Annotated in this window: 26 protein-coding genes and 1 tRNA gene; 8 read left to right on the top strand and 19 right to left on the bottom strand. The window is 70.5% G+C overall.

Translation table 11 applies throughout. The features are described from left to right. Positions 1-676 (top strand): phosphotransferase (locus ABT08_RS06890; protein WP_288114341.1); only part of this gene is annotated, 676 nt, incomplete at its 5' end. Positions 677-916: 240 nt separating this feature from the next. Here the strand turns inward: ABT08_RS06890 and ABT08_RS06885 are convergent. Then, positions 917-1,699 (bottom strand): hypothetical protein, encoded by a 783-nt coding sequence (locus ABT08_RS06885; RefSeq protein ID WP_056206971.1) that lies wholly within the window; start codon positions 1,697-1,699, stop codon positions 917-919. Between the two features lie 114 nt (positions 1,700-1,813). Between ABT08_RS06885 and ABT08_RS06880 the strand changes: the two genes are divergently transcribed. Continuing rightward, positions 1,814-3,820, top strand: coding sequence for a DUF262 domain-containing protein (locus tag ABT08_RS06880; RefSeq protein ID WP_288114338.1), 2,007 nt, complete (start codon positions 1,814-1,816; stop codon positions 3,818-3,820). Positions 3,821-3,969: 149 nt separating this feature from the next. Next, positions 3,970-5,016: an NAD(P)-dependent alcohol dehydrogenase gene (locus tag ABT08_RS06875; protein ID WP_045248564.1), complete on the top strand. Its 1,047-nt coding sequence runs from the start codon at positions 3,970-3,972 to the stop codon at positions 5,014-5,016. Between the two features lie 58 nt (positions 5,017-5,074). Here ABT08_RS06875 and ABT08_RS06870 read toward each other — a convergent pair whose 3' ends face one another. Then, entirely contained in the window at positions 5,075-5,728 is a 654-nt protein-coding gene (locus ABT08_RS06870; RefSeq protein ID WP_082483034.1) for a TetR/AcrR family transcriptional regulator, read from the bottom strand. A gap of 112 nt (positions 5,729-5,840) precedes the next feature. On the opposite strand from ABT08_RS06870, the gene ABT08_RS06865 reads away from it, so the two are divergent. Both ABT08_RS06865 and ABT08_RS06860 read left to right on the top strand, forming a co-directional pair. Continuing rightward, positions 5,841-7,352 carry an MFS transporter gene (locus tag ABT08_RS06865; protein ID WP_045248475.1) on the top strand — a complete coding sequence of 504 codons (1,512 nt, stop codon included), beginning with the start codon at positions 5,841-5,843 and terminating at the stop codon, positions 7,350-7,352. A 131-nt stretch (positions 7,353-7,483) separates the two neighbouring features. Further along, the gene (locus ABT08_RS06860; protein ID WP_288114335.1) at positions 7,484-7,867 is read left to right on the top strand and encodes a VOC family protein; all 384 of its coding nucleotides are present in this window, start codon (positions 7,484-7,486) and stop codon (positions 7,865-7,867) included. Here the strand turns inward: ABT08_RS06860 and ABT08_RS06855 are convergent. After that, positions 7,864-8,307, bottom strand: a complete 444-nt coding sequence (locus ABT08_RS06855) for a MarR family winged helix-turn-helix transcriptional regulator (RefSeq protein WP_056206975.1) — start codon at positions 8,305-8,307, stop codon at positions 7,864-7,866. The two genes, ABT08_RS06860 and ABT08_RS06855, sit on opposite strands and share 4 nt — an antisense overlap. Before the next feature lie 62 nt (positions 8,308-8,369). Between ABT08_RS06855 and ABT08_RS06850 the strand changes: the two genes are divergently transcribed. Next, the gene (locus ABT08_RS06850; protein WP_273205880.1) at positions 8,370-8,738 is read left to right on the top strand and encodes a VOC family protein; all 369 of its coding nucleotides are present in this window, start codon (positions 8,370-8,372) and stop codon (positions 8,736-8,738) included. Positions 8,739-8,806: 68 nt separating this feature from the next. Here ABT08_RS06850 and ABT08_RS06845 read toward each other — a convergent pair. The 3 genes from ABT08_RS06845 to ABT08_RS06835 form a co-directional block, all read right to left on the bottom strand. Next, positions 8,807-8,878 (bottom strand) — tRNA-Gln (locus tag ABT08_RS06845). Between the two features lie 85 nt (positions 8,879-8,963). Beyond that, complete coding sequence (gltX, locus tag ABT08_RS06840) at positions 8,964-10,478, bottom strand: glutamate--tRNA ligase (protein WP_288114333.1); 1,515 nt, start codon at positions 10,476-10,478, stop codon at positions 8,964-8,966. Between the two features lie 11 nt (positions 10,479-10,489). Continuing rightward, positions 10,490-11,452 (bottom strand): LysR family transcriptional regulator, encoded by a 963-nt coding sequence (locus tag ABT08_RS06835; RefSeq protein ID WP_288114331.1) that lies wholly within the window; start codon positions 11,450-11,452, stop codon positions 10,490-10,492. An 81-nt stretch (positions 11,453-11,533) separates the two neighbouring features. On the opposite strand from ABT08_RS06835, the gene ABT08_RS06830 reads away from it, so the two are divergent. Then, positions 11,534-12,601: an aminotransferase class V-fold PLP-dependent enzyme gene (locus tag ABT08_RS06830; RefSeq protein ID WP_056206981.1), complete on the top strand. Its 1,068-nt coding sequence runs from the start codon at positions 11,534-11,536 to the stop codon at positions 12,599-12,601. Between the two features lie 75 nt (positions 12,602-12,676). On the opposite strand, the gene ABT08_RS06825 is transcribed toward ABT08_RS06830, so the two are convergent. From ABT08_RS06825 to ABT08_RS06810, 4 genes are all read right to left on the bottom strand, one after another. Further along, positions 12,677-13,441, bottom strand: coding sequence for a fumarylacetoacetate hydrolase family protein (locus ABT08_RS06825; RefSeq protein ID WP_045248482.1), 765 nt, complete (start codon positions 13,439-13,441; stop codon positions 12,677-12,679). 83 nt (positions 13,442-13,524) lie between these two features. Continuing rightward, positions 13,525-14,643, bottom strand: a complete 1,119-nt coding sequence (locus ABT08_RS06820; RefSeq protein ID WP_056206986.1) for a branched-chain amino acid aminotransferase — start codon at positions 14,641-14,643, stop codon at positions 13,525-13,527. Between the two features lie 45 nt (positions 14,644-14,688). Beyond that, positions 14,689-15,741 (bottom strand): 3-isopropylmalate dehydrogenase, encoded by a 1,053-nt coding sequence (locus ABT08_RS06815; RefSeq protein ID WP_056206988.1) that lies wholly within the window; start codon positions 15,739-15,741, stop codon positions 14,689-14,691. Positions 15,742-15,776: 35 nt separating this feature from the next. After that, positions 15,777-17,327 carry an MFS transporter gene (locus ABT08_RS06810; protein ID WP_502671668.1) on the bottom strand — a complete coding sequence of 517 codons (1,551 nt, stop codon included), beginning with the start codon at positions 17,325-17,327 and terminating at the stop codon, positions 15,777-15,779. Between the two features lie 66 nt (positions 17,328-17,393). Between ABT08_RS06810 and ABT08_RS06805 the strand changes: the two genes are divergently transcribed. Then, the gene (locus ABT08_RS06805; RefSeq protein WP_137877382.1) at positions 17,394-17,936 is read left to right on the top strand and encodes a TetR/AcrR family transcriptional regulator; all 543 of its coding nucleotides are present in this window, start codon (positions 17,394-17,396) and stop codon (positions 17,934-17,936) included. 10 nt (positions 17,937-17,946) lie between these two features. Here the strand turns inward: ABT08_RS06805 and serA are convergent, their stop codons facing one another. The 9 genes from serA to ABT08_RS06760 all read right to left on the bottom strand — a co-directional run. Next, positions 17,947-19,551 (bottom strand): phosphoglycerate dehydrogenase, encoded by a 1,605-nt coding sequence (gene serA, locus ABT08_RS06800; protein WP_056206992.1) that lies wholly within the window; start codon positions 19,549-19,551, stop codon positions 17,947-17,949. Positions 19,552-19,692: 141 nt separating this feature from the next. Continuing rightward, positions 19,693-20,043, bottom strand: coding sequence for a hypothetical protein (locus tag ABT08_RS06795; RefSeq protein WP_056206994.1), 351 nt, complete (start codon positions 20,041-20,043; stop codon positions 19,693-19,695). Continuing rightward, a complete protein-coding gene (locus tag ABT08_RS06790) occupies positions 20,040-20,561 on the bottom strand; it encodes a hypothetical protein (protein WP_056206996.1) in 522 nt (173 codons plus the stop codon). Before ABT08_RS06790 ends, ABT08_RS06795 begins: the two co-directional genes overlap by 4 nt. Positions 20,562-20,697: 136 nt before the next feature. Next, positions 20,698-21,723 (bottom strand): ketol-acid reductoisomerase, encoded by a 1,026-nt coding sequence (gene ilvC / locus ABT08_RS06785; RefSeq protein WP_045248490.1) that lies wholly within the window; start codon positions 21,721-21,723, stop codon positions 20,698-20,700. A 65-nt stretch (positions 21,724-21,788) separates the two neighbouring features. Continuing rightward, positions 21,789-22,298 (bottom strand): acetolactate synthase small subunit, encoded by a 510-nt coding sequence (ilvN, locus tag ABT08_RS06780; RefSeq protein ID WP_045248491.1) that lies wholly within the window; start codon positions 22,296-22,298, stop codon positions 21,789-21,791. A gap of 2 nt (positions 22,299-22,300) precedes the next feature. Beyond that, a complete protein-coding gene (locus ABT08_RS06775) occupies positions 22,301-24,109 on the bottom strand; it encodes an acetolactate synthase large subunit (RefSeq protein ID WP_056206998.1) in 1,809 nt (602 codons plus the stop codon). A gap of 43 nt (positions 24,110-24,152) precedes the next feature. Further along, complete coding sequence (ilvD, locus tag ABT08_RS06770) at positions 24,153-25,874, bottom strand: dihydroxy-acid dehydratase (RefSeq protein WP_056206999.1); 1,722 nt, start codon at positions 25,872-25,874, stop codon at positions 24,153-24,155. A 64-nt stretch (positions 25,875-25,938) separates the two neighbouring features. Further along, on the bottom strand, positions 25,939-26,721 hold the full coding sequence (gene otsB / locus ABT08_RS06765; RefSeq protein WP_056519896.1) for a trehalose-phosphatase: 783 nt from the start codon (positions 26,719-26,721) through the stop codon (positions 25,939-25,941). Beyond that, the coding region (locus tag ABT08_RS06760; protein ID WP_288114325.1) for a trehalose-6-phosphate synthase at positions 26,718-26,943 on the bottom strand (226 nt) is incomplete at its 5' end. The genes ABT08_RS06760 and otsB, both read right to left, overlap by 4 nt.

Below are 26,943 nucleotides of genomic sequence, written 5' to 3'. Positions count from 1 at the left end.
GCCGGCGATCGCCCGCCGTCTCGCGACCGCCGGAGTCGGCGCCCCCGCTCCCCTGGTCGCGGTGCACGCGAACGAGGCGTCACCGTTCCCGTGGAGTCTCGTGCCGTGGTTCGACGGCGAGGCGGCGATCGACGTACCGCGCGGGGAGCGCGGGGCGTGGGCCGGCCCGCTCGCCGCGGGCATCGCCGCGCTGGGCGTGCCCGCGGCATCCTTCCCCGAGAATCCGTTCCGCGGAGTGCCTCTCGCGGCCCGGGACGCGTCGATTCGGGCGCGGCTGCGCGAGGCTCCGGTGTCGGCTGCCGAGCACGCACTTCTGGATGCCGCGTGGCACGACGCCCTCACGGCAGAACCGCACATCGGGCCGCCGGTGTGGCTCCACGGCGACCTGCACCCGGGCAATGTCGTGGTGCGGGGCGGGCGCCTGGTCGCGCTGATCGATTTCGGCGACCTCACCGCGGGCGACCCCTGCTACGACATCGCCGTCGGGTGGCTCGCGTTCTCGCCCGTCGACCGTGCCCGGTTCCTGGCGGAGGCGGGTGTCGACGAGGGGAGCCCGCTCGCCCTCCGGGCGCGCGGCTGGGCGGCGGCGTTCATCGCCGTGCTGCTGTGTGCGAGCGACGACAACCCGCGCTACGCCGCTGAGGCGCGCGCGGCCCTCGCCGACTTGGCGCGCTAGATGTGCCCGGCTCGCCGTGACGGCGCGCGAGATCTGGCCACCTCGCCCCGCGCCGCCGCGGAGAGACCTCTCGCCGTGGCGCTGCACCGCACGCAGGCGATCACACGAGCGCAGGAGAACGCCGCGGCATCCGTCCTGTTCTCGCCAGATCGCCTGTCTCCACGCACGGGACGCTGCCCGCACGAACGACGACGCCCCGCTCCGCCGCTGCGGAACGGGGCGTCTGACGGATGCCGCGGCTCAGGCCTCGCTCATCGCGGTCTGCGCCGCGAGCTCGGCCTGACCCTTGGCGGCATAATAGGCGGCGCGGGCCGCGTCACGGCGGGCCTGCTCGGCCTGGCCTGCGTCGAGGGTCTCCTGCGAGATCGGCACGCTCTCGACGTGGTTCACGCCGTGGTACTTCTCGATGTACGCGTCGAGCTCGGGGCCTGACTCCCACGAGGTGATGAGGCAGTAGCGGGGCTCGTTGCCGAGGTGGGTGGCGGCGTGCCACAGGCGCTGCGTGTCGATGATCAGCTGCGCGCCGGCCGGCAGCGCGATGCGCACCTCGCCTTCGGGATCGGTGCGGTTGTGACGCAGCACGAAGTAGCTCTCGGTGTCGTCGGTGAGGTTGAAGAACCCGCGCACGACCCAGCCGGTGCCGTCGGGGTTGAGGCGGTTGTTGTCGTCCTGGTGCAGGTTGTAGAGGCAGTCGCCGTAGCTGTTGGGCTGCAGCTCGATGATGCGGCAGCGGCCGACGTTCGCGCCCGGCTCGAGCGCACGCTCGGTGAGAGTCGGGGCGAGCTCCGTCTGGGCGGGGATCCACACGCCGTCCTTGTCGGTGCGCGGCGGCTTGTGGTTCCAGAAGCCGTTGCATTCGATCTCGCCGAAGGCGCTTGCAAGCGGTGCGAAGCGCGTGTCGCCCGACGACTTCCAGTCGACGTACTCGATGTCGAGCCACTCCTTGGGGTCGAGCGGCTTGTTGTAGCTGTCGAGAACGACGTAGCCGGTCTCTTCGAGCGCGGCGGAGGTGATGTAACCCATGAGGTGGTCAGCCTTTCGTCCAGGGGCCAGCGAAGTTTTAACAGGCCCGGCGCGGGTTAGCCTACCCTTGCCTCCTCCCACGACCCCGGGGGCGGGCCGGTAAAATCCCCCATCATGGGAGCAGCCAGAAACATCGAGGCATCCGCGGTCAACACCATCGACTGGCTGTCATCTCCCGGCACCAACATCGTGGTTCCGGTGTACCAGCGGCAGTACCGGTGGGACATCGGCGGGTGCGAGCAGTTGCTCGCCGATGTGCGCGCGGTCGCCGCAGCCGAACCCGGGCAGACCCACTTCATCGGCTCCGTGCTCTCCACTGCGTCGACCGACGCCGCCGACACCGAGCTCGTGCTGATCGACGGGCAGCAGCGCATCACGACCCTCATGCTGCTGGTGGCGGCACTCGCGCACACCGTGCGTGACACCGACCCTCCGCTCGCGGCCCAGCTGCGCCGCGTGCTGGTGCGGGCGGATGATCCGTCCCGCACGAAGCTGCGCCCCCACCGCGCGTGGGCGGAGGTGTTCGAGGAAGTCGTGCTCGACCGCCGTTCCCCCGACGACGCTGAGCGGGCGTCGCGCTTCGACGACAACTACGCGTTCTTCCGCAGCCGCATCGGCGTGCACGACGCCGCCGCGGTGTGGCGGGGTCTCACCCGGCTCGAGCACGTGGCGATCGCGCTCGGCGCCGAGGCGAACGCGCAGCAGACCTTCGAGAGCCTCAATTCCACGGGCGAGCCGCTGCGCGACCACGAGCTGATCCACAACTACGTGCTCATGGGACTCACGCGCGAGCAGCAGACCGAGATCGAAGACGACTACTGGCTGCCCATCGAGCGGGCCACCGGCGAGGCGATCGCGGCGTTCTGGCGCCACTACCTGATCATGACGACCGGGCGGGAGCTGGCGGCATCCGGTCATCGCTCGGTCTACGACGCGTTCCGGCAGCGGTTCCCGAGACTGGATGCCGCAGCCCTGCGTCGCCACGCAACAGAGTGGCGCGCGTTCGCCGAGATCTATCGTCGCCTGCTCGACCCGTCGCTCGAGCCGGACCCTGCGGTACGCACGCACACGGCGGGCATCGGCACGTTCGGCCGGGTGGCGTTCCCCCTCGCGATGCGGGCGATCGCCGACCACGGGTCGGGTCACCGCACCCACGCCGAACTGCTGACGACCCTGCAGAGCGTGGAGTCCCTGCTGCTGCGCCGCGAGATCGTCGGGGTGCCGAACGACCGCATCGTGGCGCGGCTGTGCCGTGCGCACAGCGAGGGCGAGTCGTCGCTCATCCACGCGGTCGCCCGCATCACCCCCTCGAACGAGCGGGTGCGCGTCGCGCTCAAGTTCGGCGATGTGCCGCATCCCGGCTACGTGCTGGGCCGGCTCGCCTCGCGCGACGGAGATCCGGACGTGATCGTCGACCACATTGCACCGCTCGCGCCGGGCGACGACTGGACGCCCGACGGCGTGCGCCTCTGGGGCGACCTGAGCGACGACGAGCAGAACGCCTATCGCGCCCTCGCCCAGAGTCTCGGAAACGTGGTGCTCCTCGAGGACGAGCTGGCGATCGAGGCGATCGATGCTCCCTATCCGACAAAGCGCCGCCTGCTCGGGTCGAGCGCCATCCCGCAGACGCGGGCGGTCGCCGAGATCGCCGAATGGTCGACGGCCGCGATCGCGCAGCGCACGGCAGAGCTCACCGCGGCGCTCGTCGCGACCTGGCCGCGCGCGGCGACGGGTGAGATCGACGACGACGGACTCACCCCGATCCTCGATGCGAAGCCTCGGCGCGGCTGGCCGCACGGCTGGGAGCGCGAGTTCTCCTATGTCGAGTACCGCGGCGAGCACTGGGAGGTGTACGACGTGCGTTACCTCTTCCATCGCATCATCACGCGACTCTGGGCCGATGACCGTGCCGCGGTCGTGCGGTTCACCGAGCGCAACGGCGGTCCGATCTTCTCCGAGCGGGCATGGAACGGCCAGTGGGACACGATCGACGCGACCCACCACCTCTACATGGGCTGGGACTCGACCTACATGCTGCGTGCCGTGCAGGACGTGCTGCTCGAGGCCGGCATCGCACCCGAGGTGTTCGTCAAGTACAGCTACATCGGCGCCGCGATGTGACGGATGCCGCAGCCCCGGGCCGCGGCATCCGAACTGTTCGACAGGCGTAGTCTAGTTACGACGCGCGAGCCGCACCGGCGACGCGGGCGCCGGCCCGTCGTGCACCCGCGCGCGGGCCTTCGGACTGTGACGCCTTGGAGGACGTGACGATGCGTGCTGTACGCCTGACGGCTTGGAAGACCTTCCCCACTCTCGAGGAGGTCGAGCGCCCCGAGCCCGGTCCCGGGGAGGTGCTGCTGAAGGTCGCCGGCTCCGGCGCCTGCCACAGCGATGTGTCGCTGTTCCACGACTTCGACGAGAGCACCGGCGTGTCGGGCCTCACCCCGCCGTACACCCTGGGCCACGAGACCTCGGGCTGGGTGGAGGCGGTCGGCGCCGGGGTCACCGGCTTCACCCCGGGTGACGCGTACCTCGTCTACGGACCCACCGGATGCGGCCACTGCCGCGCGTGCGTGCAGGGCGCGGAGACCTACTGCGAGAACGCGGCGACGCTGCCGTATCAGGGAATCGGCCTCGGTCGCGACGGCGGCATGGCCGAGTATGTGACGGTTCCGGCCGCGCACCTCGTGCCGCTCGGCGACGCCGATCCGGTCGCGGCCGCGCCCCTCGCAGACGCCGCCCTCACGCCCTATCACGCGATCCGGCTCGCGCTGCCGCAGTTGAACAAGGGCGGCGCGTTCGCCCTCGTCATCGGCCTGGGCGGACTCGGGCAGATCGCGGTGCAGATCCTGCGGGCTCTCACCGGTGCGACGATCATCGCGACCGACACCAAGGAGGACGCGATGACGCTCGCCGCCGAGCGTGGTGCCGTCACCGTCGCGGGCGGCGAGGGCCAGGCCGCGCGCATCCGCGAGCTCACCGGCGGGCGCGGTGTCGACGCCGTGTTCGACTTCGTGGGCGCGACTCCCACGATCGCGCTCGCACAGCAGAGCGTCGCGGTCGGAGGCCGCATCCAGGTCGTCGGCATCGCCGGCGGCACCGTGTCGTGGAACTTCTTCACGACGCCCTACGAGTCGGTCATCACGAACTCGTACTGGGGCACGGTGGCCGACCTTCACGACGTCGTCGAGATGTACCGGGCGGGTCAGATCACCCCGGATGTGCAGCGCTTCTCGCTCGACGACGCCCTCGAGGCGTACCACCTACTGCAGGACGGCAAGCTGTCCGCGCGCGCGGTCATCGTTCCGCACGCCTGAGCGCCGACACAGCGAGCGGGCGCCGGAGGGATCCGGCGCCCGCTCGTGCGTCTGCGGGTCAGTCGCGCGGGATGCCGAGCGCCGGCAGCACCACGTGGTCGATGACCGAGATGAGGAACTCGCGCGTGACCGGCTTACGCTCCATGAGCACACGGTGGGCGACCATCGCCGAACTGACGGTCGCGACGAGCTCGAGGTCGCGCCCGTCGGGGATCTCCCCACGGTCCTTCGCGCGCTGATAGAGGAAGCGGTTCGCGGCCGCGCGCGGCTCGACCAGTGCGTCGTGCGCGGCGTCGGCGAGCTCGGGAGAGCGCGAGAGCATCGAGACGATGCCCGCCATGATCTGCAGCTTGCGTTCGCCGTCTTCGATCGACGGAGCCTTGATCATGGCGACGAGGTCACCGCGCAGCGTGCCGGTGTCGGGCAGTGAGTCCTGGTCGTACGCGCCGCGCTTCATGCAGGCGACGGCGTCGATGACGAGCTCGGCCTTCGAGGGCCAGCGGCGATAGAGCGTGGCCTTGCCCGCGCGGGCCCGCGTGGCGACCATGTCGACCGTCATGCCGTCGTAGCCGGTCTCGGCGAGCACCTCGAGGGCGGCGTCGAGGATCTCCGGGTCGCGCGTGTGATCGCGCTTGCGGCCGGGCTTCACACCCTCGACATCGGACAGGTCGGGCTCGGCGAGGACGGGGTCGACGAGATCCAGCGGCGTCATCGCAGCGGTCTCCTTTCGCGGGGGTGTCCTCACAGTGTACGTCGAATCGGTACGAAAGAGTTCTAGAACTTTTCATTTCCGGAACGCCTCAGTTCCGTATAGAGTGACCGTCATGACTTCCCCCACCGCGACCGCCCCGGCCGCCTCCACTCCCTCGGCTCCCTCGTCGCGCCGCTGGCTGACTCTCGTCATCGTCGGCCTCGCGCAGCTCATGGTGGTGCTCGACTCGACGGTCGTGAACATCGCCCTCCCCTCCGCCCAGGCCGACCTCGGCTTCTCCGACGGCGACCGCCAGTGGGTCATCACGGCCTACTCGCTCGCCTTCGGTGCACTGCTGCTGTTCGGCGGTCGCATCTCCGACCTGATCGGCCGCAAGCCGGCGTTCATCATCGGCCTGGTCGGGTTCGCCGCGGCATCCGCTCTCGGTGGCGCAGCCCCCACCTTCGAGGTGCTGGTCGCCTCGCGCGCCCTGCAGGGAGCGTTCGGCGCACTGCTCGCCCCGACGGCGCTGGCCGTGCTCACCACGACCTTCACGATCCCGCGCGAGCGGGCGCGCGCGTTCGGAGTGTTCGGTGCGATCGCCGGCGCCGGGGGCGCCGTGGGCCTGCTCCTCGGCGGGTTCCTCACCGAGAAGCTCGACTGGCGCTGGAACCTCTACATCAACGTGTTCATCGCCATCGTCGCGATCGTGGGCGTCATCGTCTTCGTCGGCCGCATCGAGCGTCACGGTCCGCGTCCGAAGCTCGATGTGCCGGGCACCATCCTGGTGTCGGCGGGTCTGTTCGGCATCGTCTACGGCTTCGCCAACGCCGAGACCGACGGCTGGGACTCGCCGCTTGCGTGGGGCGTGCTCACCGCCGCGGGCGTCTTCCTGATCGCGTTCGTGCTGTGGCAGCGCCGCGCGTCGCACCCCCTCCTGCCCCTGACGATCGTGCTCGACCGCAACCGCGCAGCCGCCTACCTCTCGATTCTCATCGCGGGTGCGGGCATGTTCGGGATCTTCCTGTTCCTGACCTACTTCCTGCAGGGTTCGCTGAAGTTCACTCCCATCCAGACCGGCCTCGGCTTCCTGCCGATGGTCGTGATGCTGGTGATCGCCGCGCAGCTGTCGACCAACCTGCTGCTCCCCCGCCTCGGCGCGAAGGTGATGGTGCCGTTCGGCATGGTCCTGGGAGTGATCGGGATGCTGCTGCTCACCCGCCTCTCGCTCGACAGCACCTATGCGGCCGACGTGCTGCCGGCGCTGCTCGTTCTCGGGTTCGCGATGGGCTCGATCATGCCCGCCTCGATGCAGACAGCGACGCTGGGCGTCGACCGCCACTTCGCGGGCGTCGCCTCGGCGATGGTGAACACGAGCCAGCAGGTCGGCGGATCGATCGGTACGGCGCTCCTGAACACGATCGCGGCCACTGCCGTGACGAACTACATCGCCGCGCAGACGGTGCGCACGCCCACGCTCGGCGAGTCGGCGGCGATCGCGGGCTACCAGGCGGCCTACGTGTCGGGCGCGATCTTCTTCGCGGTCGGCGCGGTGCTCTCGGTGCTGCTGTTCCGTCGCAAGGGCCGCGGCACGTCGGTCGCGACGGTCGCCGACCCCGACGCGCTGCCGGTCGCCGCGCACTGATCTCGAACACCGATGCCCCATCGGTCGCTGCGGCTCCGCCGCGCGACCGATGGGGCGTCGTCGTGTGTTCGGCGTGAGTAGTGTGGGCCGCGCGGCCCGCACCTCGAGCCGACCCGAGAAGGAGGCATCCGATGGACATGAAGCTCGAACTCGTCCCGATCCCGGTCTCCGACGTCGATCGCAGCATCGCCTTCTACCGGGATGTCATCGGCTTCCACCTCGACCACGATGTGAGCCCGCGGGAGGGCATGCGCATCGTGCAGCTCACCCCGCCGGGTTCGGCGTGCTCCATCGCGTTCGGCACCGGCTTCGGGCTCCCCACGCCCGATGAGTCGGTGATCACGGGCCTTCACCTCGTCATCGACGACGTCGCTGCGGCCCGCGACGAACTTGTCGCGCGAGGGGCGACCGTGAGCGGCATCGACGACATGGGCGGGGTGCTGTACGCGCACTTCCGCGATCCCGACGGCAACTCCTGGTCGCTGCAGGAGATCCGCGTCGGCGCCCGCCCCTAGGAGCGAAGCGCGCGCACCATGCTCTGCAGGGCGCCGAAGGCCGCGACCTGTTCGGGGTCGGTCATGCCCACCAGCATCCGCTTCTCGACGCCTCTCACCGCGATGGATGCCGCGGCCAGCCGCTCGCGACCGAGCTCGGTCAGTTGCGCCGGCAGCGCCTTGCCCACTGCGGCCTCAGCCGGCCGCACCACCGACCCATCGCGTTCGAGAGCCTGCAGCAGCACGTTCATCGACTGACGCGTGATGAACGCGCCGCGGGCGAGCTCGGAGTTCGAGAGTCCGGGCCGCTGCGCGAGCAGTTCAAGGCAGGAGTAGTGGGTGACGGTCATGCCGTGCGGGCGAAGTGCGTCCTCCATGGCGGCGCGCAGCGCGCTGGCCGCCTGTTTGAGCAGGTATCCCAGCGATGTGTCGAGGTCGATCGCCTCACCGGCTTGACTCATGTCAGTATTCTGACATACTCTCGGGCATGTCAGAAATCTGACACCAGATCGAAGGAGCACCCATGCCCGTCACCGGCCCCGATTTCGTCTCGCTGCAGGTGCGCGACCTCGACGCATCGCAGGCGTTCTACGAAGGCTTCCTCGGCCTCGAACGCTCCCCCGCAGGTCCGCCGCACGCCGTCGTCTTCACGACGACCCCCATCGCCTTCGCCTTGCGCGACCTGGTCGCCGGCACCGATCTCGACAGCGTCGCCCAGCCGGGTCTCGGCGTCGCGCTCTGGTTGCACGCGACCGGGGTGCAGGAGATCCATGACGCCCTGGCAGCCGCCGGCCACCCCATCGTCACCGCACCGTTCGACGGACCCTTCGGCCGCACGTTCACGTTCGCCGACCCCGACGGATACCACGTCACGCTGCACGACCGCGGCTGAGTCTCGCCGCACACAGCAAGAAGCCCGGATGCTCCGCGAGATGCGGACTTCCGGGCTTCTTCGTCTTGCTGGGGTACCTGGACTCGAACCAAGAACAACTGAACCAGAATCAGCCGTGTTGCCAATTACACCATACCCCAAGGGGGTGAACGACCTCAGTCGCACCGAGGGTCGAGTCTACCCGACGCCCTCCCCGCGCGCCAATTCGCGGCACGCCGGTGGCGGTCAGCCGATCCGCTGCACGAGCGCATCGAGGCGGGCGATGGTGGCCTGCTTGCCAAGCAGCTCCATCGACTCGAACAGCGGCGGCGACACCCGGCGACCGCTCAGCGCGACGCGCAACGGGCCGTAGGCGACTCGCGGCTTGAGGCCGAGGCCGTCGACGAGCGCGGTCTGCAGGGCGTCTTGCACGGATGCCGCGTCGAACCCCTGCTCGGCGACCTCCTCGAGTGCACCGACCGACGCGACCAGCACCTCGCCGGCGTTCGCCGGAAGCCCCGCGAGGGCGTCGTCCTCGTAGGTGACGGAGTCGGTGAACAGGAAGCCGAGGAGGCCCGGCACGTCGCCGAGCACCTGCACGCGCTCCTGCACGAGGGGTGCCGCGGCGGCGATCAGCGCGGTCTCCGCGGGGGTCGGGGCATCCGAGATGACACCGGCGTGCTGCAGGTACGGCACGATGCGGGCGGCGAAGTCGTCGGGGGCGAGCAGGCGGATGTGGTCCCCGTTGATCGACTCGGCCTTCTTCTGGTCGAAGCGGGCCGGATTCGGGTTCACGTCGGCGATGTCGAACGCGGCGGTGAACTCCTCGAGCGAGAACACGTCGCGGTCGGCGGCGATCGACCAGCCGAGGAGCGCCAGATAGTTCAGCAGGCCCTCGTGGATGAAGCCGCGCTCGCGCTGCAGGAACAGGTCGGCCTGCGGGTCGCGCTTGGAGAGCTTCTTGGTGCCTGTCTCCCCGAGCACCAGCGGCATGTGGCCGAAGCGGGGCACGAAGTCGGTGACGCCCGCCTGGATGAGTGCGTCGTACAGCGCGAGCTGGCGCGCGGTCGACGGCATGATGTCCTCGCCGCGGATGACGTGGGTGATGCCCATGAGCGCGTCGTCGACCGGGTTCGTGAACGGATAGAGGAACTTGCCGCCCGCCCGCACGATGACGAAGTCGGGGAAGGATCCGGCCGGGAACGTCACCTCGCCGCGGATCAGGTCGACGTAGGTCAGGTCGGTGTCGGGCACCCGCAGCCGGAACGCCGGCTCGCGCCCTTCGGTGCGGAAGGCCTCGCGCTGCGCGTCGGTGAGGTCACGGTCGTGGTTGTCGTAGCCCAGCTGCTTCGCGCGGCCGGCCGCCTCGTTGCGCGCGTCGATCTCCTCGGGAGTCGAGTAGCTCTCGTACACGAGCCCGGTGGCGACGAGCTTCGTCAGCACGTCCTCGTAGATCGCGGTGCGCTCAGACTGCCGATACGGCGCGTGCGGGCCGCCGACCTCGACGCCCTCGTCCCAGTCGATCTTGAGCCAGGTGAGCGCGTCGACGAGCTGGCGGTAGCTCTCCTCGCTGTCGCGCGCGGCATCCGTGTCCTCGACGCGGAAGATGAGCTTGCCGCCCGTGTGACGCGCATAGCCCCAGTTGTAGAGGGCCGTGCGCACCATGCCGACGTGCGGAAGGCCGGTCGGCGAGGGGCAGAACCGCACCCGAACGTCGGGTCCGGCGGCGGTCGTGGTGGCGGGGTGCGGTGCGGAAGACATCGCCGTCCAGTCTAGTTCGCCGGGCCGTCGCCGCCCGAGGCCACCGCCGCCGTCACCTCGGCGATCGCGGCGAGCACGGCGGCGACCGCCGGCACCCGGTCCGCGCCGTGGGCGGTGACGGTGTGCAGCGTGCGCTGCTCGGTTGCGGGCAACGGCACGGTCACGATGCCCGGCAGCGCCGGGAAGGATGCCACGGCCAGCCGCGGCAGCGTCGCCACCCCGATCCCCTGCGCGACGAGGCCCTCCACGGCCACGAAGTTGTCGGTCTCGAACGTGATGCGCGGCACGAACCCCGCACGGTCGCAGAGCTCGAGCAGGTGTCCGCGGCACTGCGGGCAGCCGGCGATCCAGTCGTCGGACGCGAGGGACGCGACATCGACCGTCGCGTGCGCGGCAGCGGGGTGGGTCGCGGGCAGCACCGCGATCATCGGCTCGACGGCGATCTCCCGCACCGACAGCCCCTGGGCGCTCGCCCGATGCGGATCATCGCGGTCACCCGGGTAGCTGAACGTGAGCGCGATGTCGGCACGGTCGTCGCGCACGGCCTCGACCGCCGCGGGCGGCTCGGCCTCGACGTAGGTGACCGTCACGCCCGCGACCGTCTCGGCGAGCCGGGCGAGCAGCCGCGGCACGACCGTGGGCGACGCCGACGGGAAACCGACCAGGCGCACGCGTCCCGACTTCAGCCCCCGCAGCTCCGCCAGCTCCCCCGCCGCCGCCTCGAGCGCTGTCGTCACGGTCGGCGCATGCCGGGCGAGCACGCGCCCCGCCTCCGACAGTCGCACACGCCGCCCCACCCGCTCGACCAGCGGCACGCCCAGCCGGGATTCGAGCGCCTTGAGGTGCTGGCTGACCGCGGGCTGACTGTAGCCCAGCGCGGCGGCGGCCGCGGTGATCGATCCGGTGTCGGCGATCGCCTTCACGAGGCGCAGCGAGTGCGCGTCGAAGCCGGGATCGGGGGTGGGGAGCGACATCCTCGAATCATAAACGGATCGCATGTTTTCGATCCACAACATGTCCTAGACGAATGGATGCCTCCCTGTCACGCTGGAGACATGGCACCCGCGACACTCTCCCCCGCGCTGACGATCGCCGACGCGCGCGCGGAGTTCGCGGGCGGTCGCGGCTACCTCGCCGCGTGCACCACCGGGCTGCCGCCCCGGGCGTCGCGCGATGCGCTGCGCGCCGACCTCGACGCCGCGTATTCCGGACAGCCCGACCTCGCCCGCTACGAGCTCGCGGTCACCGAGACCCGCCGCCACGCCGCGACGCTGCTCGGCGTCGGCGCCGACCGCATCGCCCTCGGGTCGCAGACGTCCGTACTCGCGGCGCTCATCGCCGCCGCGGTGCCCGACGGCGCCGAGGTGCTGTGCGTCGAGGGCGACTTCTCCTCGATCGTGATGCCGTTCGTGCACGCCGGGCGCGGCATCCGCGTGCGGTCGGTGCCGCTCGCGCGCCTCGCCGACGAGGTGCGCGGTGACACCGCTCTCGTCGCGTTCTCGCTCGTGCAGTCGGCCACGGGAGAGATCGCGGATGCCGCCGCGATCACCGCCGCGGCCCGCCGCCACGGCGCGCGCACGCTCTGCGATGCGACACAGGCGCTCGGCTGGCTGCCCGTCGACGGCGGCGCGTTCGACGCCCTGATCTGCCATACCTACAAGTGGCTGTGCGCACCGCGCGGTGTCGCTGTGCTCGCCGTCTCCGCCGGGTTCCAGCCGCACATCCCCGCCCGCCAGGCGGGATGGTGCGCCGGCGAGGACCCGTGGACCTCGTGCTACGGCAGCCAGGTCTCCCTCGCCGCCGATGCGTCGCGCTTCGACGTCTCCCCCGCCTGGCAGGCGTTCATCGGCGCCGCGCCGGCGCTCGCCCTGTTCGCCGGGCTCGATCCGGCGGCTCTCCACGCGCACACCCGCACGCTCGCCGACGCGTTCCGCGCCCGCCTCGAGCTTCCCGCGACCGGCAGCGCGATCGTCACGTGGGCCGACCCGACCGGGTGCGACCTCGCACGCCTGAATGCAGCCGGCATCACGGCCTCGGGACGCGCCGGTCGCGCCCGGGTCGCGTTCCACGTGTTCAACGACGCCGACGACGTCGAGCTCGCCGCGCGCGCGCTCGGTCGCTGACCTGCTCGCCGAGCTCCGGCAGCGACGCACGTCGGGCGGCGCGTCGAGCCGTCGAACGACGCGCCCTCGCCGACCTCAGGCGTTGCGTGCGGTGTTGCGCAGCACGCCGAGACCGGTGATCTCGACCTCGACGGTGTCGCCCGCGTTAAACGGACCGACGCCCGCCGGCGTGCCGGTGAGGATCACATCGCCCGGCAGCAGCGTGAACGCCGCCGACGCGTAGGCGATGATGTCCGGCACCGAGTGGATCATGTCGGTCAGCGGGGCATCCTGCGCCACCTCGCCGTTGAGCCGGGTCTGCACCCGCGCCGAGGCGATGTCGAACTCGGTCTCGATCGCCGGACCGAGCGGGCAGAACGTGTCGAAGCCCTTCCCGCGCGTCCACTGGCCGTCGGAGTACTGGATGTCCCGCGCGGTGACGTCGTTGCCGACCGTGTACCCGAACACGTAGTCGAGCGCCCGCTCGGCGGGGACATTCTTCGCGATGCGGCCGATCACGACGGCCAGCTCGCCCTCGAAGTCGGTGCGCTCGGACTGCGGCGGACGAACGATCGAATCCCCCGGGCCGATGACCGCGGTGTTGGGCTTCAGGAACAGCAACGGCGCCGCCGGCGCCTCACCGCCCATCTCCGCCGCGTGGTCGTGATAGTTCTTCCCCACGCACACGACCTTCGACCGCGGAATCACCGGAGCCAGCAGCGCCGCGTCGGCGAGCGGCACGCGCTCCCCCGTCGTCTCGAACCCGGCGAACAGCGGGTCGGCGGCGAGCACGACGAGCTCGCCCTCGTCGACGATGCCGTAGCGGATGGCGTCCTGGTGGCTGAAACGGGCGATCTTCACCCCGTCAGCCTAGTCAGCGCACGAACGCCGACGGCGGGCGCGCGGTGGATGCCGCGGCCCGCCGTCGTGACGGTGAGAGATGCTCAGTCGTCGAGGCGCAGCATCCAGCCGTGCGTGTCCTCGCGACGTCCGTACTGGATGTCGGTGAGCACCTGGCGGATCTCCATCGTGAGCGCGCCCGCCGGGGCGTCGGGGTCGCCGATGGTGTACTCCTCGCCGATGAGCTGGCCGATCGGCGTGATGACGGCGGCCGTGCCGCACGCGAACGCCTCGACGATCTCGCCCGAGTCGACGCCCTCGCGCCACTCGTCGATCGCGACCTGGCGGATCTCCGCCTCGTGACCGAGATCGCGCGCGACGGTGAGCACCGAGTCACGGGTGATCGAGGGCAGGATCGAGTCGGACTCCGGCACCAGCAGGCTGCCGTCGCGTCGCACGAACACGACGTTCATGCCGCCGAGCTCCTCGATGTAGCGGCCCTCCGCGGCATCCAGGTAGAGCTCCTGCGCGCAGCCGTGGGCGGCCGCCTTCTCGTGCGGGAGGAGGCTCGCGGCATAGTTGCCGCCGGTCTTCGCCGCACCGAGACCACCGCTGCCCGCACGGGAGAACTCGGTCTCGAGCCAGATCTTCACCGGCGCGATGCCACCGTGGAAGTAGGCGCCCGCGGGGCTCGCGATCACGTAGTACGCGACCTTCTTCGCCGCGCGCACGCCCAGGAAGGCCTCCTTCGCGAACATGAAGGGGCGCAGGTACAGGCTCGTCTCGGGAGCCGACGGCACCCAGTCGCCGTCGACCGCGATGAGCTCACGCAGCGACTGCACGAAATACTCCGTGGGAAGCTCCGGCAGGGCCAGCCGACGGGCCGACGCGCGCAGCCGCGCCGCGTTGCGATCGGGGCGGAACGTGCGGATCGATCCGTCGGCCCAGCGGTAGGCCTTCAGCCCCTCGAAGATCTCCTGCCCGTAGTGCAGCACGGATGCCGCGGGGTCGAGCGAGATCGGACCGTACGGCTGCACGCGGGGGCGGTGCCAGCCGCCGCCGGCCGACCAGCAGATGTCGACCATGTGGTCGGTGAACTTCTGGCCGAATCCGGGGTTCGCGAGGATCTCCTCGCGGGCCGCGGGAGAGGCGGCGGCGAGGTTCTTCGTGACGGCGAAGTCGAGGGGGGCGAGAGCGGTGTCGTTCGTGTCGGTGAGAGTCATGTCACATCCTGGAATGCTCGGCGCGAAGCGCGCGGTGCTGTCAGGTTACGCCTGCAGGTGCGCGGCGATCGCGTCGCCGATGGCGGAAGTCGTGCGGGGGGCGTCGGAGCGCGAGGCGATGTCGGCCTCGACGGCGCGGGTGACGCGGGTGGCCTCCGTGGTGAGCCCGAGGTGATCGAGCAGCAGCGCGACGGAGAGGATCGCGGCCGTGGGGTCGGCCTGCTGGGTGCCGGCGATGTCGGGGGCCGAACCGTGAACGGGCTCGAACATCGACGGGAACGCACCGTCGGGGTTGATGTTCCCCGAGGCGGCGAGACCGATGCCGCCGGTGATGGCCCCGGCCAGGTCGGTCAGAATGTCGCCGAAGAGGTTGTCGGTGACGATGACGTCGAAACGGGACGGGTTCGTGACCAGGTGGATCGTGGCCGCATCGACGTGCATGTAGTTTACGGCGACCTCGGGGTGCTCCGCGCCGACCGCGAGCACGAGCCGGTGCCAGAGGGACCCGGCGTTGACGAGCACGTTGGTCTTGTGCACGAGGGTGAGCTTCTTGCCCCGTCGTTCGGCGAGGTCGAACGCGTAGCGGACGACCCGTTCGACACCGTACGCGGTGTTCACGGATGTCTCGTTCGCGACCTCGTGCGGCGTGCCGCGGCGGATCGCCCCGCCGTTGCCGACGTAGGGGCCTTCGGTGCCTTCACGCACCACGACGAAGTCGACCTCGCCCGGGTCGCGCAGCGGCCCCGGCACGCTCGGGTAGAGCGTCGACGGGCGCAGGTTCACGTAGTGGTCGAGCTCGAACCGCAGCTTCAGCAGCAGCCCTCGCTCGATGTTCGCGTCCTTCAGGCGAGGGTCGCCGGGAACACCGCCGACAGCTCCGAGCAGAATGGCGTCGTGCCCCGCGATGGCGGCGAGGTCGGCGTCGGTGAGGGTGTCGCCGGTCTCGAGGTAGCGCGCCGCCCCGAGCGAGAAGCGCGTCTTGTCGAAGACGACCTCGCTGCCGGCCGTGACGGCGTCGAGCACCTTCTCGGCCTCGGCGACGACCTCGGGGCCGATGCCGTCACCGGGGATGACGGCCAGCTTCACGACGCGCGACATTGCTCTCCTCGCGGGTAGGGCAGCGCTGCGGCTCGTCAGTGATCCGACCGTCCCGCGCTGCGGGTCGATCCCAGCGTAGTGGCCGCCACGACGGCGGCCACGACGACGAGCGCGGCCCCGATGAGCGCCGTCACGAAGGCTCCCTGGTCGAAGGCGGATGCCGCGGCATCCTGCAGCGCCTGACCGACCGCGGCGGGCAGGTCCCCCGCCGCGTGCACGGCCCCGGCAAGCGTCTCGCGTGCGGCGACGGCGACGTCGTCGGGCACGCCGACCGGCACCACCAGGTGCGCGCGGTAGAGCGCCGTGAGCACGCCACCGAGCACCGCGGTGCCGAGCACGGCACCCAGCTCGTAGGCCGTCTCGGAGACGGCACTCGCGGCACCCGCCTTGGCGGCCGGGGCACTCGAGAGGATGAGCTCGTTCGAGACGGTCTCGGCCGCGCCGATGCCGGCACCGAGGCTCGCGAACGCGCCGATGAGCACCGCGAGCGACCCGGACTCCGTGGCGAACGCGACGGCCACGTAGCCCGCGAACGCGAAGACGAGCGCGACCGGCACGACCACCCGGGCGGGGGCGCGCATCGCTATCGGCACGACGATGAGCCCCGCCGCGATCATCACGGCGAGTCCGGGCACGAGCGCGAGGCCCGCCTCGATCGGCGAGAGCCCCACGATCAGCTGCAGGTGCTGAGCGACGAAGAACAGGAATCCGACGAGGGCGACGACACTGAGGAGGTTCACGATGAGCGCGCCCGAGAAGGTTCCCGAGCGGAACAGTCGCATGTCGAGCATGGGGCGCTCCGCGCGCAGCTGCCGGCGCACGAACAGCGTGCCGGCCGTGAGACCGACGACGACGAGCACGAGCGGGACAGTGCCCACGCCGTGAACGGCGGTCTCCTTGATGGCCCACACGATCGGCACGGTCGTCGCCATCGACAGCACGATGCTCACCGGGTCGATGCGACCGGGCCGCGGGTCGCGGCTCTCGGGCACGAGCAGCGGCGCGAACACCAGCAGCGGGATGAGCACGGGAACGGCCATCAGGAAGACCGAACCCCAGGCGAAGTGCGACAGCAGCACGCCGCCGACGATCGGCCCGAGCGCGGCACCCGCGGAGAACATCGACGCCCACACCGCGATCGCGAGGCGCCGCTGGTCGCGGTGAGTGAAGATGCTGCGCAGCAGCGACAGCGTCGAGGGCATCAGCATGGCCCCGAACACGCCCATCAGGGCGCGGCCGGCGATCAGCAGCTCCGCCGACGGCGCGAACGCGGTCACTGCGGAGACGGCGGCGAAGCCGGTGGCGCCGATGAGCAGCATCCGTCGCCGGCCGAACCGGTCGCCGAGCGTACCCATCGTCACGAGGAAGCCGGCGAGCACCAGCGGATACACGTCGACGATCCACAGCTGCTGCACGGCCGTGGGGCCGAGCTGCAGGGAGATGTCGGGCAGCGCGAAGCTCAGCACGGTGTTGTCGACCGAGATGAGCAGCACGGGCAGCATCAGCACGACGAGCGCGGCCCAGCCGCGCCATCCCACCCGCTTCCCCTGCTCGTCGGCCAGGCGGATCTCTTCAGTCAGTGTCATCATTTCTATACCGTCCAGTTGGTATAGTAACAGAGTGCCGGATGCCTCCTCACTACCCTGGAACGCATGAGTCGCCCTCCCCGCGCCCGCGAGAGCGTGCTCGACGCCTACGAAGACGTCGTGATCGCCGACGGCCCGGCCGCCGCCACGATGGACGCCGTCGCCCGCGCCGCCGGCGTCTCGAAGGGGGGCCTGCTCTACCACTTCGCGTCGAAGGACGCCCTGCAGTCCGCCGTGATCGAGCGGATGTCCTCCCGCGGCGTCGCCGAGATGGCGGATGTCGCAGCCTCCCCCGTCGGCGCGATCGCCGCGTTCATGCGGTCATCGATCATGCACAACACGCCGTTCGACCGCACGATCGTCACCGTGTCGCGCCTCGCGCAGAACGGCGACGCCGTGGCATCCGACGCCCTCCGACGCCTGCGCGACGTGTGGGAGGAGACCCTCCGCCCCCACACGCGCGACGAGACCGCACTGCAGCTCGTGATGCTCGTCAGCGACGGGCTCTACTTCAACAACGCGCTCTCGACCGGCTCCGTGCCCGGACCCGACCTCGACGACGACGCCCTCGCGGCGCTCATCGCCCTCGTCGAGCGCAGCGCCGTCTGAGCCGGCGCGCTCAGACCTCGGTCAGCGAGAGCTCGCGGAAGAGGTCGGCCTGGATCGCACCGCTGACCTCGGCGAGGATCTCGTCGGGAACCGGCGAGTCGACCGTCAGCACCGCGAGAGCCTGGCCACCCGCCGAACGACGTGCGATCTGCATGCCCGCGATGTTGATGCCCGCCTCGCCGAACTTCTGCCCGTAGACAGCGACGATGCCGGGGCGGTCGGTGTAGAGCATCACGATGTGGTGCTCGGCGATCGGCACCTCGATGTCGTAGTCGTTGATGCCGATGATCTTCTCGACCATCTTCGTGCCCGAGAGGGTGCCGGCGACCGTCAGGGTCGAGCCGTCGGCCAGCGCGGCGCGCAGCGTCGTGGTGTTGCGGTAGTCCTTCGAGTCGGGCGAGGTCGTCAGCGAGATCTCCACCCCGCGCTGCTGCGCGAGCAGCGGAGCGTTGACGTACGAGACGTTGTCGCTCACGATGCGCGAGAAGTACCCCTTCAGCGCGGCCAGCTCGTAGACCTTCACGTCGTAGGCGGCGAGCTCGCCGCGCACGTCGAGGTCGATGCGCGTGACGGCGCCGGTCGCGAGGCCCGCGAGGATCTGACCGAGCTTCTCGACGAGCGCGATGCCGGGGCGCACGAACGGGTCGATCACGCCGCCGGCGACATTCACCGCGTCGGGCACGAGGTCGCCCTCGAGGGCGAGCTTGACCGACTTCGCGACCGAGACGCCCGCCTTCTCCTGGGCCTCATCGGTCGACGCGCCGAGGTGGGGCGTCACGACGACGTTCGGGAGCGCCGTGAGGGCGGCCGCCACGGAGCCCTCCTTCGGCGGCTCGGCCGTGAAGACGTCGAGGCCGGCGCCGGCGATCTCCCCGGTCGACAGCGCGTCGAACAGCGCCTGCTCGTCGATGAGCCCGCCGCGGGCGACGTTGACGACATACGCCGTCGGCTTCATGCGACGCAGCTGCTCGACGCCGATCATTCCGGTCGTCTCGGGCGTCTTCGGCATGTGGATCGTCACGAAGTCGCTCTGCTCGAGCAGCTCGTCGAGGGTCACGAGGGTCACGCCGAGCTGCTGCGCACGAGCGCTCGTCACATACGGGTCGTACGCGACGACGTTCACCCCGAACGCCTGCACGCGCGCCGCGATCAGCGCGCCGATGCGGCCGAGACCGATGATGCCGAGGGTCTTCTCGTACAGCTCGACACCCGTGTACGACGAGCGCTTCCACGCGCCGCCGGCGAGCGACGCGTGAGCGGCGGGGATGCGCCGCGCGAGCGAGAGGATGTGGCCGATCGTGAGCTCGGCCGCCGAGATGATGTTCGAGGTCGGCGCGTTCACGACCATGACGCCCGCGGTCGTGGCCGCCTTGATGTCGACGTTGTCGAGACCGACACCCGCGCGAGCGATCACCTTGAGCTGAGGGGCCGCGGCGATCGCCTCGGCGTCGAGCTTCGTCGCCGAGCGCACGAGCACGGCGTCAACGTCGGCGAGGGCGGGCAGCAGCGCCGAGCGGTCGGCGCCGTCGACATGGCGCACCTCGAAGTCGGGGCCGAGAGCCTCGATCGTGGCGGGAGAGAGTTCTTCGGCGATGAGCACGACGGGCTTCGTCACGGGGTGGATCCTTCGGCGTTTCCGGGAGCGCGCGCGGCGCAGGACGAGCGCGCAGCGGCTCCGCAGGTCGCACGGCGCAGTGAGCGCCAGCCTATCGCGCCGGGCGATGCCGCTCCGACCGTGTGACGGGCTCGCAGAGCGTCAGGAACCCAGCAGCTGCGCGCCGTAGGCCGCCGCGTAGCCCAGTACGTTCACCCAGAACACCGCCGTGACACCGAGCCCGGTGAGCAGGATCGCCGCGAACGGCAGCAGCCGCCGACGCCAGCCGATCGCGAAGGCGATCGCGAAGGCGATCGCGGGGAACACGACGGCGAGGATGAGCACGAACCAGCCGTAGCCGTTCAGACCGAGCGGACCCGACGCCTGCGAGATGAGGAAGCCCACCGCCGCCCACACGGCGTACGCGTAGAACAGACCGAAGAACGCAGAGACCGTGGCCACGAGCCACACCGGCAGCGCCGCACGGCGGCGAGGAGCGGCATCCGTCGTCATGACCCCACCGCCCCGACCATCACGAACGGCCACGGCACGAGCAGCGCCGCCCCGGCGATCAGCAGCACGAGGCGCAGCCAACTGCGCGAGCGCGCCGTCAGCCACGACGTGACGAAGAACCAGATCGCGGGCGTGGCCACCGCCAGCCACATCGCCACCGCGTAGGCGACCGGGTCGACCAGCACGTCGGCGACCGTGCGCAGGCGCAGCCCCCCGATGATCCAGCCGATCGTCCAGAGCGCGTACACGCCGCCCAGCACGCCCACTGTCACGAGCATCGCGTTGCCCATCGGCGCGGGGCCCGCCGCGACTGCGTCGCCGGCGGCATCCGCCGTCTCGACCTCGTCGCTGCCCTTGCCGACCGCGGCGAACCCCTCGGGGAGGGTCGCCTTCGCGGGCGCGGCGGGGGACGGAGCGGATGCCGCACGAGGAGCGGACTGCGAGACGCCCGACGGCGTCAGCGTCGGATCGTCGTCACCGTCCCAGCGCAGGGCATCGTCGTCGTCGGGTCTGGCCATGCGTCCACCCTCTCACGCCGTCGCACTACCCCGCGTCGCGCGCCCCGACCCGGGACCGAAACGCCGGAGCCTCCCGCGACCGCCACAGGTCGCCGCGACGGTCGCGGGAGGCTGCGACGTCGGAGGATCGAGAGGATCAGCGCGCGGCGCTGCCCTCGACGTAGTCCGCGTCCTGCTGCTTCCACGCGAAGAGCGCACGCAGGTCGCGACCCACGGCCTCGATGGGGTGCTGAGCCGCCTTCTCACGCAGAGCGTGGAACTCGGGGGCGCCGGCGTCCTGGTCGCCGATGAAGCGCTCCGCGAACGCACCCGACTGGATGTCGGCGAGCACGCCCTGCATGTTCTCCTTGACGCGCGGGTCGATCACGCGGGGGCCCGAGACGTAGTCGCCGTACTCGGCGGTGTCCGACACGCTCCAGCGCTGCTTGGCGATGCCGCCCTCCCACATGAGGTCGACGATGAGCTTGAGCTCGTGCAGCACCTCGAAGTAGGCGATCTGCGGCTGGTAGCCGGCCTCGGTGAGGGTCTCGAAGCCGTACTGGATCAGCTGCGACACGCCACCGCAGAGAACGGCCTGCTCACCGAACAGGTCGGTCTCGGTCTCCTCCGTGAAGGTGGTCTTGATCACACCGGCACGGGTTCCCCCGATGGCCTTGGCGTACGCCTTCGCGACGTCCCACGCCTGACCCGAGGCATCCTTCTCGACGGCGATGATGTCCGGGATGCCGCGACCGGCGACGAATTCGCGACGCACCGTGTGACCCGGGGCCTTGGGGGCCACGAGGATCACGTCGACGCCCTCGGGCGCCTCGATGTAGCCGAAGCGGATGTTGAAGCCGTGCGCGAACGCCAGCGTCTTGCCCGCCGCGAGGTGGGGCTTGATCTCGTCGTTGTAGATCGACCGCTGGTGCTGGTCGGGCGCGAGGATCATGATGAGGTCCGCCCACTCGGCCGCCTCGGCCACGGTCTTGACCTCGAAGCCGTCCTCCTGAGCCTTCGCGGTCGACTTCGAGCCCTCCTTGAGGGCGATGACGACCTCGACGCCCGAGTCGCGGAGGTTCTGCGCGTGCGCGTGTCCCTGCGAGCCGTAGCCGACGACCGCGACCTTCTTCGCCTGGATGAGCGCGAGGTCGGCGTCGTCGTCGTAGAAGATCTCTGCCACTTGTCTTTCTCCTTCTGTTGAAGCTGTGATGAAACGGGATGTCGCACCCTCCCGGGTGCGCACGGTCAGGCGCGGAGGACCCGCTCGGTGATGCTCTTCGGCCCGCGGCCGATGGCGAGGAGGCCCGACTGGGCGAGCTCCTTGATGCCGAACGGCTCGAGAGCGCGCAGCAGCGCATCCACCTTGCCGCGGTCGCCGGTCACCTCGACCACGAGTGCGTCCGGCGCGTAGTCGACCACCGAGGCGCGGAAGAGGTTCACGACCTCCAGCACGCTGGAGCGGTTGCTGTTGTCGGTGCGCACCTTCACGAGCACGTGCTCGCGCTGCACGGATGCCGCGGCATCCAGCTCGACGATCTTGATCACGTTGATCAGCTTGTTCAGCTGCTTGGTGACCTGCTCGAGCGGGAGGTCGTCGACGTCGACCACCACCGTGATGCGGGACAGACCCGGCACCTCGGTGACACCCACCGCGAGCGACTCGATGTTGAAGCCGCGACGCGCGAACAGGCCCGCGACGCGGGTCAGCAGACCGGGCTTGTTCTCCACGAGGAGGCTCAGCACGTGACTGGTCATGGTCAGTCCTCCTGCTCGAACGCGGGCGCGTGGTCACGCGCGTACTGGACATAGCTGTTGCTGACGCCCTGCGGCACCATCGGCCACACCATGGCGTCACGGCTCACGACGAAGTCGATCACGACCGGACGGTCGTTGGTCGCGAGCGCCAGCTCGATGGCCGCGTCGATCTCGTCCTCGCGCTCCACGCGGATGCCGAGGCATCCGTAGGCTTCCGCGAGCTTGAGGAAGTCGGGCACCCGGATGGTGTCGTGGCCCGTGTTCAGGTCGGTGTTCGAGTAGCGCCCGTCGTAGAAGAGGGTCTGCCACTGCCGCACCATGCCCAGCGACGAGTTGTTGATGATCGCGACCTTGATCGGAATCTGGTTGATCGTGCAGGTGGCGAGCTCCTGGTTGGTCATCTGGAAGCAGCCGTCGCCGTCGATCGCCCACACGACACGGTCGGGCTCAGCGACCTTCGCGCCCATCGCGGCGGGCACCGCGTAGCCCATGGTTCCGGCGCCACCGGAGTTGAGCCACGCGTTCGGACGCTCGTAGCCGATGAACTGCGCCGCCCACATCTGATGCTGGCCCACGCCCGCCGCGTAGATGCCCTCGGGACCGGTCAGCTCGCCGATGCGGCTGATGATCTGCTGCGGCGCGAGGAGACCGTCGCTCGTGGGCGCGTAGCCGAGCGGGAACTCGGTACGCAGGCCGTCGAGGAACGACCACCACTCGGTGAGGTCGGCGCGACCGTCCTGCGCGGCGACCGCCTGCGCGTACGCCGTGTCGAGGTCGACCAGCACGTCGCGCAGGTCGCCCACGATCGGTACGTCGGCGATGCGGATCTTCGAGATCTCCGCAGGGTCGATGTCGACGTGCACGACCTTCGCGTTCGGGGCGAACAGCGAGGCCTTGCCCGTCACGCGGTCGTCGAAGCGGGCACCGAGGGCGACGATCAGGTCGGCCTCCTGCAGGGCGAGCACCGCCGGCACCGTGCCGTGCATGCCCGGCATCCCCAGCTGCTGCGGGTGCGAGTCCGGGAACGCGCCACGCGCCATGAGCGTCGTCACCACGGGAGCGCCGGTCGCCTCGGCCAGGGTGCGCAGCTCGGCCGAGGCCTGCGAGCGCACCACACCGCCGCCGACGTACAGCACCGGCTTCGACGACTCGGCGATCAGCTGCGCGGCCGCCTGGATCTGCTTGCCGTGCGCCTTCGTCACCGGACGGTAGCCGGGCAGGTCGATCTTCGCCGGCCACACGAACGGCACCTCGGCCTGCTGCGCGTCCTTCGTGATGTCGACGAGCACGGGTCCGGGGCGGCCGGTGCTGGCGATCTCGAAGGCCGCGGTGATCGCTCCGGGGATCTCCGAGGCATCCTTCACGAGGAACGAGTGCTTCGTGATCGGCATCGTGATGCCGACGATGTCGGCCTCCTGGAAGGCGTCCGTACCCATGAGGGTCGAGAACACCTGCCCGGTGATGCAGACGATCGGCACCGAGTCCATGTAGGCGTCGGCGATCGCGGTGACGAGGTTCGTGGCACCGGGCCCGGACGTCGCGATCGCAACGCCCGTCTTGCCGGTCGCCGCCGCGTAGCCCTGGGCGGCGTGACCGGCCCCCTGCTCGTGGCGGACGAGGATGTGGCGGATCTTCGACGAGTCCATGAGCGGGTCGTAGACCGGCAGGATCGCGCCGCCGGGAAGACCGAAGACGTCGGTGACCCCGAGAAGCTCGAGGGTGCGGACGACAGACTCGGCCCCGGTGATCACGGGAGCGGACGCAGTACGTGCCGGCGGGCGCGGCACAGCCGGTGCGGTGTCGGCGGACATGATGAGTACCTCGACAGGAGTGGGTGAATGGGATGCGGCGGGGTCACCCCGTGGTCGCGCCCTCCGCGGCGGAGCGCACGAGCTTGGAGTACTTGGCCAGAACGCCTCGGGTGTAGCGCGGGGGAAGCGGCTCCCAGCCAGAGCGGCGGGAGTCGAGCTCTGCATCATCGACGAGTAGGTCGAGAGTGCGAGCCGCGATATCGACCCGTATCAGATCACCATCGCGCACGAAGGCGATGGGACCTGCGTCCACCGCTTCGGGTGCTATGTGGCCGATGCAGAGGCCGGTTGTGCCGCCGGAGAATCGACCGTCCGTCAAGAGTAGTACATCCTTGCCGAGCCCGGCGCCCTTGATGGCGGCCGTGATCGCGAGCATCTCGCGCATGCCGGGGCCGCCCTTGGGGCCCTCGTAGCGGATGACGACCACGCTGCCCGCCTCGATCGATCCCTCGGCGAGAGCGTCGATCGCGGCACGCTCGCGCTCGAACACGCGGGCGGGACCCTCGAAGACGGCGGCGTCGAAGCCCGCGGTCTTCACCACGGCACCCTCGGGGGCGAGCGAGCCGTGCAGGATCGTCAGGCCGCCGGTGGCGTGGATGGGGTTGTCGAAAGTGTGGATGACGGTGCCGTCGACCGGGTCGGGGTCGAGATCGGCCAGGTTCTCCGCGAGCGTCTTGCCGGTCACGGTGAGCGCGTCGCCGTGCAGCAGACCCTCGTCGAGCATCGCCTTCATGATCACCGGGATGCCGCCGTGGCGGTCGACGTCGTTCATGACGTACTTGCCGAACGGCTTCATGTCGGCGACGTGGGGAACCTTGTCGCCGATGCGGTTGAAGTCGTGGAGGCTCAGCTCGACGTCCGCCTCGCGGGCGATCGCGAGCAGGTGCAGCACGACGTTGGTCGAGCCGCCGAGGGCCATCGCGAGGGCGATCGCGTTCTCGAAGGCCTCCTTGGTGAGGATGTCGCGGGTCGTGACGCCCTGGCGCAGCAGGTTCACGACGGCCTCGCCCGAGCGATGGGCGAAGTAGTCGCGGCGACGGTCCGCCGAGGGCGGCGCGGCCGAGCCCGGGAGGCTGAGCCCGAGGGCCTCGGCGACCGAGGCCATGGTGTTGGCGGTGTACATGCCGCCGCACGCGCCCTCACCGGGGGCGATCGCGCACTCGATGCGCTTGAGGTCGGCCTCGCTCATCTTGCCCGCGAGGCAGGCGCCGACCGCCTCGAACGAGTCGATGATCGTGACATCCTTCTCGGTGCCGTCGCTGAGCTTGACCCAGCCGGGAGCGATCGACCCCGCGTAGAGGAACACGCTGGAGAGGTCGAGGCGGGCGGAGGCCATCAGCATGCCGGGGATCGACTTGTCGCAGCCGGCGAGAAGCACGGAGCCGTCGAGGCGCTCGGCCATGATGACCGTCTCGACGGAGTCGGCGATGACCTCGCGGGAGACCAGCGAGAAGTGCATGCCCTCGTGGCCCATCGAGATGCCGTCGGAGACGGAGATGGTGCCGAACTGCAGCGGGTAGCCGCCACCGGAGTGCACGCCCTCCTTGGCGCCCTGGGCGAGCCGGTCGAGGCTCAGGTTGCAGGGGGTGATCTCGTTCCAGCTCGACGCAATGCCGATCTGGGGCTTGTCCCAGTCCTCGTCGCCCATGCCCACGGCGCGGAGCATTCCGCGCGACGTGGTGGCTTCGATGCCATCGGTGACGACGCGGCTGCGGGGCTTGATGTCGACGGCGGGCGCGCCGGATGCAGCGGGGGTTTCAGGCATGTAACAGAGTGTAGGCCCGGGCCGCATTCCCCCCGGCGCACGCGCGGGACGTACGCGCGGTCGCTCAGCCGCGGGCGTCGGCGAGGTGCTGCAGCAGGGCCGCGAGCTCCTCGGGCGAGCCCACCCGCACGGCCGCGGCGGTCTCCCCCGCACCGACCCGCACGCCGAGGTCCGCCGGCCCCAGGGCGCGCAGCGCGTCTTCGTCGGTGACGTCGTCGCCGGCGAACACGACGGCGGTCGCACCGACGCGATCGGCGAGGCGGCGGACCGCGTCATCCTTCCCGCCCTCACGGAACGCGTACTCGACGATGTCGTGCCCGGTGCGACGTCGCCAGGCGGGCGCCTCGCGCGCCACCAGGTCGTCGACCCGCCGCTGGGCGGTGGCCGCGGCATCCGGCTCGCTCAGCCGGGTGTGCACACCGAAGCCGAAGCTCTTGCGTTCGATCCAGGCGCCGTCGAGGTCGGCGACGAGACCCTCGGCGGTGTCCGCCAGCTGGTCAAGAGTCGCCGTCTCCTCGGAGGTCGGCGCTCCCTCGACGCCCGACTCCCCCGGATGCCAGTACTCGATGCCGTGCGAGCCCGCCAGGTGCCACGGCGACGCGTCGTCGTGCTCGGCGATCACCCGCAGGTCGGCGAGCGAGCGCCCCGACACGAGCGCGACGTGGGTGCGGGGCGCAGCCGCCAGCGCACCGAGCGCCGCGCGGGCGGCGGGGATCATGCGCGCCGACATCGGCTCGTCGACCGTGTGCGACAGGGTGCCGTCGAAATCGAGTGCCACGAGAAGTACATCGGATGCCGCGACCCGAGCGATGCGCTCGGTCGCCGCCTCCGGCGCGGTCGCGGTCACCGGGCGTCCGAGCGGGTCGCGTCGAGCGCCGCCAGGAACGAGCGCGACCAGTCCTCGACGTCGTGTTCGAGCACGCGGCGACGCAGCGCCCGCATCCGTCGTCCCTGCTCGGCCGCCGGCATGTCGATCGCGCGGCGGATGGCGTCCTTCACCCCGTCGATGTCGTGGGGATTGATCAGCAGCGCACTGCCCAGCTCGTCGGCGGCTCCCGCGAACTCGCTC

Source organism: Microbacterium sp. SCN 71-21, assembly GCF_001725695.1.
Lineage (GTDB): Bacteria > Actinomycetota > Actinomycetes > Actinomycetales > Microbacteriaceae > Microbacterium > Microbacterium ginsengisoli.
This window is presented reverse-complemented; position numbering and strand designations above follow the sequence as displayed.

What these genes read in the sequence shown, in the direction of transcription:
- ABT08_RS06885 (WP_056206971.1), bottom strand. Translation starts at nt 1,699, where the DNA reads ATGGGTTACATCACCTCCGCCGCGCTCGAAGAGACCGGCTACGTCGTT.
- ABT08_RS06880 (WP_288114338.1), top strand. Translation starts at nt 1,814, where the DNA reads ATGGGAGCAGCCAGAAACATCGAGGCATCCGCGGTCAACACCATCGAC.
- ABT08_RS06875 (WP_045248564.1), top strand. Translation starts at nt 3,970, where the DNA reads ATGCGTGCTGTACGCCTGACGGCTTGGAAGACCTTCCCCACTCTCGAG.
- ABT08_RS06870 (WP_082483034.1), bottom strand. Translation starts at nt 5,728, where the DNA reads ATGACGCCGCTGGATCTCGTCGACCCCGTCCTCGCCGAGCCCGACCTG.
- ABT08_RS06865 (WP_045248475.1), top strand. Translation starts at nt 5,841, where the DNA reads ATGACTTCCCCCACCGCGACCGCCCCGGCCGCCTCCACTCCCTCGGCT.
- ABT08_RS06860 (WP_288114335.1), top strand. Translation starts at nt 7,484, where the DNA reads ATGGACATGAAGCTCGAACTCGTCCCGATCCCGGTCTCCGACGTCGAT.
- ABT08_RS06855 (WP_056206975.1), bottom strand. Translation starts at nt 8,307, where the DNA reads ATGAGTCAAGCCGGTGAGGCGATCGACCTCGACACATCGCTGGGATAC.
- ABT08_RS06850 (WP_273205880.1), top strand. Translation starts at nt 8,370, where the DNA reads ATGCCCGTCACCGGCCCCGATTTCGTCTCGCTGCAGGTGCGCGACCTC.
- gltX (WP_288114333.1), bottom strand. Translation starts at nt 10,478, where the DNA reads ATGTCTTCCGCACCGCACCCCGCCACCACGACCGCCGCCGGACCCGAC.
- ABT08_RS06835 (WP_288114331.1), bottom strand. Translation starts at nt 11,452, where the DNA reads ATGTCGCTCCCCACCCCCGATCCCGGCTTCGACGCGCACTCGCTGCGC.
- ABT08_RS06830 (WP_056206981.1), top strand. Translation starts at nt 11,534, where the DNA reads ATGGCACCCGCGACACTCTCCCCCGCGCTGACGATCGCCGACGCGCGC.
- ABT08_RS06820 (WP_056206986.1), bottom strand. Translation starts at nt 14,643, where the DNA reads ATGACTCTCACCGACACGAACGACACCGCTCTCGCCCCCCTCGACTTC.
- ABT08_RS06815 (WP_056206988.1), bottom strand. Translation starts at nt 15,741, where the DNA reads ATGTCGCGCGTCGTGAAGCTGGCCGTCATCCCCGGTGACGGCATCGGC.
- ABT08_RS06810 (WP_502671668.1), bottom strand. Translation starts at nt 17,327, where the DNA reads ATGACACTGACTGAAGAGATCCGCCTGGCCGACGAGCAGGGGAAGCGG.
- ABT08_RS06805 (WP_137877382.1), top strand. Translation starts at nt 17,394, where the DNA reads ATGAGTCGCCCTCCCCGCGCCCGCGAGAGCGTGCTCGACGCCTACGAA.
- ABT08_RS06795 (WP_056206994.1), bottom strand. Translation starts at nt 20,043, where the DNA reads ATGACGACGGATGCCGCTCCTCGCCGCCGTGCGGCGCTGCCGGTGTGG.
- ABT08_RS06790 (WP_056206996.1), bottom strand. Translation starts at nt 20,561, where the DNA reads ATGGCCAGACCCGACGACGACGATGCCCTGCGCTGGGACGGTGACGAC.
- ilvN (WP_045248491.1), bottom strand. Translation starts at nt 22,298, where the DNA reads ATGACCAGTCACGTGCTGAGCCTCCTCGTGGAGAACAAGCCCGGTCTG.
- ABT08_RS06775 (WP_056206998.1), bottom strand. Translation starts at nt 24,109, where the DNA reads ATGTCCGCCGACACCGCACCGGCTGTGCCGCGCCCGCCGGCACGTACT.
- ilvD (WP_056206999.1), bottom strand. Translation starts at nt 25,874, where the DNA reads ATGCCTGAAACCCCCGCTGCATCCGGCGCGCCCGCCGTCGACATCAAG.